Origin of the sequence: Domibacillus sp. 8LH (assembly GCF_038806185.1) — a bacterium.
Classification (GTDB): domain Bacteria; phylum Bacillota; class Bacilli; order Bacillales; family Domibacillaceae; genus Domibacillus; species Domibacillus indicus_A.
This window is the reverse complement of sequence record NZ_JAVJNG010000020.1, coordinates 64,501-74,878: the sequence shown is the minus strand read 5'-3', so window position 1 is coordinate 74,878 and position 10,378 is coordinate 64,501. Positions and strand designations below refer to the sequence as shown.

Here is a 10,378-nt window from a genome sequence, read left to right as displayed (position 1 = left end):
TAAGTCCAATAGAATACCGGACTCAGGTCTTGGAAGCTGCCTAAACTTTTTTGTCTAACTTTATTGGGTCAGATCATAATAGGGAAACAGCTTTTTTATTGTTCACCGCCGCCTGTGTAAGAACAGCCAAGCCGGTTTTGGGTGAGCGGTGGGAAAGACCATCAACCAAAATAAAATAAAAAATACTTTTTCTGCATTTTCACCGTCTTTTCACTTTTCTTTTCTACAATAAAGTCAATTCAGTAAATCAATTACGCAAAAGGAGCAGATAAACATGGAGACAGAAGAACGTTATACACCACAGCCAGAGAAAAAAGGAAAGGGCGGTTTCGTGAAAATGGCGGCCGCTTCATTTACGGGTGTTTTGGCCGGCGGCACAATGATGTTTTATATGGCACCGGCTCTGCTTGATACCAATACAACAGCGACTGAAACAAAGTCGTCAAATACAGCAAATGAAATCACTGTACAGCCGGCATCAACGGCTTCCTCTTCGGAAAATAACTTAATGTCCGCCATTGATTCAATGAATGAAGCGGTTGTCGGTGTCGTGAATTTGCAGCAGCAGGAGCAATTTAATCCTTTTGGCAGTCAGTCCATGGCTGCTACAGGTGAAGATACTGAGGAAACAGAAGCTGGAACAGGCTCGGGAGTTATTTTCCAAAAAGGGAAAGATGTCAGCTACGTTGTGACGAATAACCATGTCGTGGAGGGAGCCGACACGGTGGAAGTGGCGCTGGCAGGAGGAGAGCGGATTGATGCAGAGGTAGTTGGAACAGATGCACTGACGGATCTTGCTGTCTTGAAAATTTCCAGTGACCATGTTACTGAAGTCGCTGACTTTGGTGATTCAAGTGCCCTTAAATTAGGTCAGCAGGTAGCAGCAATCGGCAACCCGCTCGGACTGGATTTATCAAGTTCAGTTACGGAAGGGATTGTCAGCGGAATCAACCGAACTGTGCCGGTTTCAACCTCAGCGGGTGAATGGGAAGCAAATGTCATTCAAACCGATGCGGCGATCAACCCGGGAAATAGCGGCGGCGCGCTTATTAATAGTGCCGGCCAGGTGATCGGCATTAACAGCATGAAAATTGCGGAAGAAGGTGTAGAAGGGCTTGGTTTTGCCATCCCATCTGAGGATGCCATCCCGGTTATTCAAGAATTGATGGAAGACGGGAAAGTGGACCGTCCGTACCTTGGAGTAGGCTTGGAAGATGTGAGTGCGTTATCACGCGAAGTTACAGAAAACCAGCTGAATTTGCCGACAAGCGTTACGGAAGGCACTGTAATTTCCCAAGTGGAGATGGGGTCATCAGCAGCAAAAGCCGGCTTTGAGGTCGGAGATGTGATTGTAAAGATTAATGATACAAAAGTGGCAAGCACATCAGAATTCCGAAAGTACTTGTACAATAAAGCGAACATTGGAGACAAAGTTAACATCACCATTTATCGCGATGGCAAGGAGCAAACTATTTCCATGACGTTATCCGCGCAAAGCGAATAACTTTCACCGATTTTTCACCAAGGCTGGTTACAGTATGAGCAGGGCTGGAAAAGCCCAAATCTAAAGGAGGAAAGTGAATGAAAAAAAGCGTTTTTAATGTAGTGATGACCGGGGCCCTATCACTAGGTGTCCTCGGTGCAGCAAGCCTGCCGGTGTTTGCAGCGAGCAATTCTGCACTCGACAGCAGCACGCAGGCAAAAGTAGACACCATTATGAGTAATTTACGGACAAAGCTTGAAGCCATCGGTGTGAACCTTCCGGAAAAAGGCGATATGTTCGCGAACTTGGATGAGGAAACAAAAGCGAAAGCAGAAGCCATTATGGATAAAAAGAAAGCCGGTGAGATCACGGAAGAAGAAGCAAAAACACAGCTTGAAGCACTGGGAGTTCAAATGCCAGAGCGTGGCAAAGGCATCGGTCATCTGGCACAAGATGTAGAAGATGCGGATTTGAATGAATCCACAAAGAAGAAAGCCGATAATATTCTCGCGCAGGCAGAAAACGGCACCATTACACATGATGAAGCGGAGGAGCAGCTGACGGCGCTTGGTATTGAAATCAATGAACGTGACGGCAAGGACGGCTTTCTCTCAAGCTTAGATGAAGAAACGAAAGCAAAAGCAGAAGCGATTTTAGAAAAGAAAAAGAACAGCACTTTAACGGAGGCAGAAGCAAAGAAACAGCTTCAAGCACTCGGTATCACTCTTCCTGAGCGTCCGGATCCATTTGCAGACTTGGATGACAAAACAAAAGCAAAAGCGGAAGCGATTATGGAAAAACTGAAGAGTGGAGATTTAACACGTGAGCAAGCGGACGAGCAGCTTGAAGCGCTTGGTGTAGATCTGCCTGAACATAGCAGACATGGCGGCAAAGGACGCGGTGATATGCTGCAAGGGATGGATGATGAAACAAAAGCAAAAGCAGAAAGCCTGATTGAAGACGCAGAAACACAGCTTGAAGACCTTGGTGTTGACAAAATGCCATTGCATTAAAGAAAAGCTGGACATTAGGACCATTGCCTGGATCAAGAGCTGACAGTCAGCGGCCGGCCGTCAACCCTTGTAACCCAGCAGCGGATTAAACATCCGGAGCTGGACAGCGTAACAAAAAAGCCCTGGGGAGCCAGGGCTTTTTTGTTTTTGAAAAAACTTATATACTAAAAAGAAAGATCGAAGGCTGCCATATGAGTAACATAAATATCGCCGACGTTTTATTTCAAATGGTTATGCTGCTGACGCTCTTTGTGCCAGCCGGTTTGATTTTCCTCGGAATACGCTCCTGGCGCAGACGATCAAAGCAGCTGGACCGAATAGAAAGAAAGCTGGAGGAGCGCCAATGATTGTCGAAAGCTTTTACACCGTGGGCCTCGGGCTTTTGCTCGGAGTACCGGTGCTCATTTTATTAGCCGCACTGATTAAAATCGGTAAAAAAAGAAGCTGAATAAAGTCAGCTTCTTTTTTGCAAAGTTTTTGAACAGTAAAAAGGCGGGTAAAGAAGGAGAAAGAAAGGTGGCGTCATCATGAATCTTACACGAATCAGCCAGACACCGGACCGCATTTCTCTGGATTGGGAGGGAGCAGGACCGGTGCGCATTTTAAAAGACGGCAAAGAGGTCTACAGCGGCCAGGATATGACGTTTACAGATACAGGCCTGAAACCGGGAACCGCATATTCCTATTTATTTAAAGGAGACAGCACGCTGAAGATTCAAACAGCAACAGCGGTAGAGCGTGAGGACAAAAATGCGGACATTCCGCTGCAGGAACTGATTGTTACAACGGTTATAGAAGAAGGAAAAATCGCGATGGCCTGGGAGCCGATTCGCGGTGTAGAGGAGTATGCGATTTACCGTAACGATGAATATGCCGGAACCGTAACAGAGCCGGGTTTTCATGATACCCGTATAACGATGGATGAATCATATGTATATGAAATTAAAGGTGTCCGGCCGCTTGAGCCGGGAGATGAAGAAGCGGCGGAAAAGTCATCTCCGATTGCCAAAGTGATCAATTTGTTAAAAGTTCAAAAGAATGAAGATGATATGCTTGTTGAAACGTTTTTGCTTTTTAAAGATATTGGCCGGCCGGCCGATGCGTTAAAAGAACAGCAGGCCTCTGTAGATCGTGACCATGTTCTTCGTTATACAACCTTTTTAGAAGATGAGTGGGTAGAAAACCCGAATGTTTTATCGAAAATGCGCTTTTTTACGGGAGACGGACGGACATTTGATCCGGAAGCAGACCGGTACCGGACAAGAGCTGAAGTGAAAATTAGGGGCAAAAATGTTACACTTTCACGAAGTGTCGGCGCGTCTGAAGGCTATACTGTAGAAAAAAAGCTGGTTGAACGGGACCGGGCTTCAGATGAAGGGATTGTCATAAAGAGTGTACAGACCGACGAGGAAAAGGTATCTTTTCTGCTTGATCATTCCGTAGGCAACCCGTTAATGCCATCACCGGACATTGTGTATAAGGTCCATGCCGCTTTTTATACAAATGGATTGATGGAGATAAGCGGTGAACATGATGAAGCACCGCATCACGAAGTTTATTTAAAAAGCGGAGCCGGCGAATGGAAGCCGCTGCACCGTTCTAAGAGCCGCGGGCTTGAGCGCCTGGCTCCGCCGACAGCTAACCGGTTCTGGCAGTACTCCAATATGATATAAGAAAAAAGAAGCAGCACTCCTTAACTCCTTAGGAGGCTGCTTTGAGAGTATAGACAAAGTAAGGAAGCAGGCTGATTGAAAACGTCTGTCTTTCTAGGAACGCCGCCGGCTGGGAAGCGGAGTGACCTTTTCGGGGTCATGAGCATTCACAGCTGGCAAGTGACGCCGAAAGCGGGCGTTTGTCAACAGCCTGAAAGCAGCACTCCTTAGGAGGCTGCTTTTACTTTTACGCGAGAATCAAGAGCATATTTAGAAGAGCCGGCAAGAGCCAGGTGAACAGACATCGCCAGCAGTACAATATCCAATTCCAGTCCGCCTAAAAAACCAGCCGACAGCTTGACTGTAAAAATAGCCCCTATTAAAATGATGGCAAACAAAATGGACAGGATGCGCACACCCAATCCGAGCATTAAAAGAATACCTCCAACAAGTTCAATGCCTGCAACCACATACGCCATAAAGCCCGGAATTCCTACACTTTCAAAAAAACCGGCTGTGCCGTCAATGCCGCCTCTCCACTTGTCTAATCCGTGCATAAAAAACGTAAATCCAAGCACAAGCCTCAAAATAAGGTTTCCTTTTTCCATTGTAAATCCTCCTTTTTCTTATTCACTACATTCGGTAGTGTTATAACACTATGCTTTGTAGTTTACTATGAAATGAGCGAAATAATTGTTAAGATTTTGTTTCAAAAATGTTACACAACGGATTCTTGACGAAGTCTTTGTCTGCACACTACAATGAGTAATGTGAGGGGGACAGGAAGTGAAAATTCAATCCTTTAAATTTAATGAGCGCGGCTTGAACCGTTTTTTTGGACCGCTTGAAGCTAAAATTATGGATGTGCTTTGGTGCGGCGGCGAAAAGTCGATCAAGGACGTTCAGCATGAACTGGAAAAGGAAAAAGCGACTAATTTCAATACTGTCATGACGGTCATGAACCGTCTCGTGGAAAAAGGCATCCTGACAAAACGATTAGAAGGACGGACTTCTATGTACCAGCCGGTTCTTACGCGGGAAGAGTTTGTAAACACCCAGTCAAAAGAAATGACACAGGAGCTGGTAGACGAATTCGGGAGCGTGGTTGTCAGCCATATGATTGATGCGCTTGATGAAGCAGATGATGACTTGGTCGCACAGCTGGAGCAGAAAATAAAAGAATGGAAAAAGGACCGGTAATATGAGGACTACACACCCATCAAAAAGTCTGTTTCTCGTCAGCCTGCTTGCCTCGGGTACGATTTTATCCCAGATGGGGCTTTATGCTGTTTCGCTGTTAGCCGGCTGGAATGTGCGCCTGAATTTCGTCGCTGTGTGCCATAGCGCGTTAAAATGGATCGGTTTTACGTTTTTGGAATACGCCGTTGATGCGCTTGTGTTCAGCACGCTTATACTATTCGTTTGGAAGCTTAGCAGGCAATGGCTTCTGGCCTCTCGTCTGAGACGGTGGTTTGGCGCATATGAAATCGGTACACTGACAAACGAATGGTCCAAGCGGTACAGTGCGGATATCCGCTTGATTTCATACCCTGCCCCTGTGGCAGTGACAATGGGATTTTTTCGTCCGGTTGTTGTTCTGTCAACTGGATTAAAGGACATGCTGACGGACTCGGAATTTGAAGCAGTCGTGTATCATGAACTCTATCATCATCGAAGCCGAGATCCGCTGAAGGTTTTTTTGCTGGCGGTGTCGGCCTCTGTTTTATGGTACATGCCTATTTTAGGATGGGTACGGGAGCAGTACCGGCGTGATAAAGAACTGCTGGCTGATGCGTATGCGATTGAGCGGACAGGCTCTGCAGCCGAGCTTGGCAGTGCGCTTGTTAAAATGATCAAAGCAGGCAGACAAATTCATATGCCGCTGTCCTGTGTGTCTTTTGCCGATACATCTGTAAACGAGCGGATTCACCGCCTGCTGAACCCGGCTGCGGACCGGCCGCTGCATATACCGGTTCAGTCAGCTTTTTGGTCGCTGTCTGTTTTTGCCGGCATTTGCTTGTTATTTATTGATGTGCTGCTGTAAAGAAATGTTTGAATAGAGAGAAGCTGCGAATCGCAGTTTAAAGGAGAGGGAAAAGTTTGGCGAAAGGTGTTTTTTGGATTGTCGGCTTTTTTGCCATTTGTATGGCAGGAGTCGTTTTTTTATCGAACGTAAGTGAAAAAAGTGCCGAGATTAATTATGAGAAGGAACCGTTTTTAGGCAAAGAAGAGGCACCGGTCTCCATTGTAGAATTCGGTGATTATAAATGCCCTGTGTGCAAAGATTTTAATGAATCGTTTTTTCCGCTGATCAATGAACAACTCGTGGAAACAGGAAAAGCGAAGTTTTATTTTATGAATTACTCATTTATTAACGTAGATTCCAACCGGTCGGCCCAGTTTGCTGAAGCAGTTTATCAGACACTTGGCAATGACCGCTTCTGGAAGTTCCATCATCTTATGTATGAAAAACAGCCGGATGATTTATCATTTGAAAAAGTCGACTTATATACGAATGACTTTTTAAAAGAAACGCTGTCGGAGATTGCAACCGATGAAGAAGTGGCAAAAGTGATGGCGGTCGTAGAAAAAGAAGGCTCGATGGCAGCGTGGGAAAAAGACGCCGAAACGGCAAAAGAGCTTGAGGTATCTGGAACACCGACTCTGTTCGTGAACGGCAAAAAGTTTGAAGGAAATTCGTTTGACGATTTAGTTAAAATGGTGGATGAGGCAGCGGCTGATGCTGAGTAAACCGCTTCTCGCCGCCTGGCTCACGGCCATTACAGCCACGCTTGGCAGCTTGTTTTTCAGTGAGCAAATGGGTTTTATTCCTTGTACGATGTGCTGGTATCAGCGTATTTTAATGTACCCGCTTTGTATTTTCCTCGGCCTGGCGTTTTATTGGGGCGACACACGCATGTACCGCTATATTCTGCCGGTCAGCATATTCGGAATGGGGATTGCAGGATATCATTATGCTTTGCAAAAGATACCGGCGATGAAGCATTTTGAAATGTGTACAAGCGGCGTTCCCTGCTCAGGAGAATATATTAACTGGCTTGGGTTTATTACCATTCCGTTTTTAAGTTTGTGTGCCTTTACGATCATTACAATATCTATGCTTGTTCTTCGTAAAATGTCCGTTTAAATCAGACGGGCATTTTTTCATTTATTCTTCACGCAATGTTCACATCTGACCTGTATAATCCATGAAGTAAAGAGTAAGAGGGGGCAGGAAAGTGGAACAATCGCGAAGGCATTACCAATGGATTTGGCGCTGGCATTTTTATGCTGGTCTTATTTTTACACCTTTTTTGCTTGTACTCGCGATAACAGGTGCAGTTTATTTGTTTAAAGCAGAAATTGAGCATGCGCTTTATGCAAACTTATATGATGTAACGCCGCAGTCAGAGACGATGCCGGCCAGTCATATGTTTTCGGCTGTTAAAGAGCAATATCCGCATGCCGTCATCACGCGCTACCGGCCTGCAGATTCGGCAGACCGGTCAGCAGAAATCGGCATTACCGATCATGACGGAACAGCGATGACCGTGTTTGTCGATCCGCACACGATGCAGATTATGGGAACGCTCGATGACACGGACCGGATTATGGACAAGCTTGAAAAAATTCACGGCGAATTAATGGCAGGCACAGTCGGTGACCGGCTAGTGGAGCTGGCCGCGTGCTGGGCACTGATTTTAATCATTACGGGGGCATATCTCTGGTGGCCGCGCAAGAGGGAAAGAATATGGGGCGTCGTGCTGCCGCGCTTTTCCAAAGGAAGCCGGACACTCGTCCGTGACTTGCATGTAGTCCCGGCCGCCTGGATCTCCGCCGGCATGTTTTTTCTTATTATGACCGGCTTGCCGTGGTCTGGTTTTTGGGGTACGCAGGTACAAAATGCGGCAACCAATTCTGGAGAAGGATATCCGCCATCGATCTGGGTGGGTGAAGCACCGCTTTCCAGCTTAAAAACAGAAGATGTAGCGGATGTTGGCTGGTCGGCGGAAAATCTTCCGGTGCCGCAGTCTGTGCAATCGGCGTACGTCTCGCTATCGATTGATGATGTGATCCGCATTATAAACGAACGGGGCATCAAGCCGGGTTATGACTTATTTATCCCACAGGAGAAAACAGGTGTGTACACAGTTTCTGTGTTTCCGCCAAAAGCACAGGACGAAGTGACGATGCATATTGATCAGTATACCGGCGCAGTACTAGCAGACTATCGTTATAAAGACTACGGACCGGCCGGTAAGGCGATTGCGCTCGGCATTACCCTTCATAAAGGGTCGCAGTTTGGCATGATCAACAAGCTGATTGGGCTTGCAGTTTGTATAGGGATGGTACTTGTTATTGTAAGCGGACTGCTTCTATGGCGAAAGCGAAAGCACGGCGCACCCGCGCGTCCTGCAGCGGGAGTGGCAAAAGGATTATGGGCATTGATTATCATGCTTGGTATTTTGTTTCCACTTGCGGGCGCATCTATGCTTATTGTATTGATCATTGATCAAATCGCAAAGCGGGTAAGAGGAGGATTCGCAGCATGAGAAAGTGGATCATCTTTGGCAGTCTATTTTTACTGTCCGGCTGCAGCCTTGATCCCGATTCAGCGGATCAGTATGTCACAGAGGAAAAACTCGATGCAGCGATTGATGTATCAGCCGGCCATATACAAGTTACCACATCACCGGGTGCGGACGTATCGGTTTCTTTTTGGCCAGAGGGCGGACAAAGGGACACGCTGCTGATGCAGGAAGAAAAAGATGGGGTTTTTACAGCACAAAAAAGGATTATAGAAAAAGGGATTTATTTTGTAAAAGCGGATATTCAAACGAATGGACAGCATATTATGCCAACCAAAAAAATATGGGTGGGCGTAGAAGCGAATCTTGAGGAGGACGAGCCTTCCGTAGATATGAAGCACCACCATTGATCCCCTATTTTGGCCGAAAATGTTGTATAATGGTATAAATAGGGATCAGGGGGATTAGGTACATTATGCCAGAACAAAGAAGGATGGAAAGAAGAAAGCGCCGCCGGCTGAAACGCTGGGTCAGAGTGTCGCTTTTCGGCTTATGTTTAGCTGTTGCCGCAGCTGTTGCGTTAAATATAATGGTGACGAAAGAAAAGGCACAAGGAGTACCAAAAGGTATTTTGGATGAAACAACGGCTTCTCAAAAAGAAACGACGCCTGTATCGATTACAGTGAGTGCAGCAGGAGATTTTACACTTGGAACGGATGAGACATTTACATATGCCGGATCATTTCCAGATGAAGCAGAGCGGAATGGCTTAGCTCATTTTACAAAAGGGCTGAACGGTATTTTCGAGCGCGATGACTTGACAACGGTAAACCTAGAGACGACGCTGACCGAAGCGACAGAAAAAGCAGAAAAAAAGTTCCGCTTTAAAGGAGATCCGGAATATACGCAGATTTTAACGAATGCCGGTATAGAAGCAGTAAATGTGGCCAACAATCATATTTTTGATTACCTGGAGCAAGGATATGAGGATACAAAGGCGAATTTAAAAGCAGCGAACATTGGCTTTTTTGGTTATGAAGATTCCTTTTTAACAGAAGTGAAGGGTGTGAAAGTCGGTGCGCTCGGCTATGAAGGCTGGGCCGATACGGTGGAGATCCGCGATCAGGTGAAAAAGGATATTGCTCAGATGCGGGAAAAGGGCGCGGCGATCGTGATCGTTCATTTTCATTGGGGAGTGGAGAGAAGCTACGTGCCGGAAGAATCGCAGAAGACACTGGCGCGATTTGCGGTCGATGCCGGGGCTGACCTTGTTGTAGGGCATCATCCGCATGTGGTACAGGGAATTGAAGAATACAACGGTAAATTCATTGTTTACAGTCTTGGTAACTTCATGTTTGGCGGAAATCGCAATCCGTCCGATAAAGACACGTACGTGTTCCAGCAGACGTTTGAAGTAAAAGATGGAAAGCTGACAGATGGAAAAGATATCAATGTGGTGCCTTTTTCCATTTCTTCACGAACAGATCGGAATGATTACCAGCCGACCCTGCTTCAAGGAGCGGAGCGGGAACGGGTAATGGAAAAGATTCTGGATGTATCCGGTCAAATTCAGCCAGCCGATTGGGTACAGTATATGAAAAATGAGCCGTCCAATTAAGGGACGGTTTTTTTTTTGATAAAAAAGGTTTGAAGAAGGACATAGGAAGGTATATGTTCTTTTAGAAAAGGGGGAAGCGTTTA

The 10,378-nt window shown here is 46.1% G+C and carries 12 protein-coding genes; 11 read left to right on the top strand and 1 reads right to left on the bottom strand.

Annotation, left to right across the window (positions count from 1 at the left end; translation table 11 throughout):
* Positions 1-274 precede the first annotated feature (274 nt).
* From RG959_RS18425 to RG959_RS18410, 4 genes are all read left to right on the top strand, one after another.
* Complete coding sequence (locus RG959_RS18425; protein ID WP_342798377.1) at positions 275-1,504, top strand: S1C family serine protease; 1,230 nt, start codon at positions 275-277, stop codon at positions 1,502-1,504.
* Between the two features lie 77 nt (positions 1,505-1,581).
* Positions 1,582-2,496 carry a hypothetical protein gene (locus RG959_RS18420; RefSeq protein ID WP_342798376.1) on the top strand — a complete coding sequence of 305 codons (915 nt, stop codon included), beginning with the start codon at positions 1,582-1,584 and terminating at the stop codon, positions 2,494-2,496.
* A 191-nt stretch (positions 2,497-2,687) separates the two neighbouring features.
* The gene (locus RG959_RS18415) at positions 2,688-2,843 is read left to right on the top strand and encodes a hypothetical protein (RefSeq protein ID WP_342798375.1); all 156 of its coding nucleotides are present in this window, start codon (positions 2,688-2,690) and stop codon (positions 2,841-2,843) included.
* Between the two features lie 180 nt (positions 2,844-3,023).
* Positions 3,024-4,169, top strand: coding sequence for a DUF3238 domain-containing protein (locus tag RG959_RS18410; protein WP_342798374.1), 1,146 nt, complete (start codon positions 3,024-3,026; stop codon positions 4,167-4,169).
* Between the two features lie 206 nt (positions 4,170-4,375).
* On the opposite strand, the gene RG959_RS18405 is transcribed toward RG959_RS18410, so the two are convergent.
* Positions 4,376-4,756 carry a DoxX family protein gene (locus RG959_RS18405; protein ID WP_342798373.1) on the bottom strand — a complete coding sequence of 127 codons (381 nt, stop codon included), beginning with the start codon at positions 4,754-4,756 and terminating at the stop codon, positions 4,376-4,378.
* Positions 4,757-4,934: 178 nt separating this feature from the next.
* On the opposite strand from RG959_RS18405, the gene RG959_RS18400 reads away from it, so the two are divergent.
* From RG959_RS18400 to RG959_RS18370, 7 genes are all read left to right on the top strand, one after another.
* Complete coding sequence (locus RG959_RS18400; protein ID WP_309088450.1) at positions 4,935-5,348, top strand: BlaI/MecI/CopY family transcriptional regulator; 414 nt, start codon at positions 4,935-4,937, stop codon at positions 5,346-5,348.
* 1 nt (position 5,349) lies between these two features.
* Positions 5,350-6,192 (top strand): M56 family metallopeptidase, encoded by an 843-nt coding sequence (locus RG959_RS18395; RefSeq protein ID WP_342798372.1) that lies wholly within the window; start codon positions 5,350-5,352, stop codon positions 6,190-6,192.
* Positions 6,193-6,248: 56 nt separating this feature from the next.
* Positions 6,249-6,899, top strand: coding sequence for a DsbA family protein (locus RG959_RS18390; RefSeq protein ID WP_251269932.1), 651 nt, complete (start codon positions 6,249-6,251; stop codon positions 6,897-6,899).
* Positions 6,889-7,296 carry a disulfide oxidoreductase gene (locus RG959_RS18385; protein WP_396120229.1) on the top strand — a complete coding sequence of 136 codons (408 nt, stop codon included), beginning with the start codon at positions 6,889-6,891 and terminating at the stop codon, positions 7,294-7,296. Before RG959_RS18390 ends, RG959_RS18385 begins: the two co-directional genes overlap by 11 nt.
* Positions 7,297-7,387: 91 nt before the next feature.
* Positions 7,388-8,701, top strand: a complete 1,314-nt coding sequence (locus RG959_RS18380) for a PepSY-associated TM helix domain-containing protein (RefSeq protein ID WP_342798371.1) — start codon at positions 7,388-7,390, stop codon at positions 8,699-8,701.
* Positions 8,698-9,087, top strand: a complete 390-nt coding sequence (locus tag RG959_RS18375) for a hypothetical protein (RefSeq protein WP_342798370.1) — start codon at positions 8,698-8,700, stop codon at positions 9,085-9,087. The genes RG959_RS18380 and RG959_RS18375 overlap by 4 nt, the downstream gene beginning before the upstream one ends.
* A 65-nt stretch (positions 9,088-9,152) precedes the next feature.
* Entirely contained in the window at positions 9,153-10,295 is a 1,143-nt protein-coding gene (locus RG959_RS18370) for a CapA family protein (RefSeq protein WP_342798369.1), read from the top strand.
* Positions 10,296-10,378 lie beyond the last annotated feature (83 nt).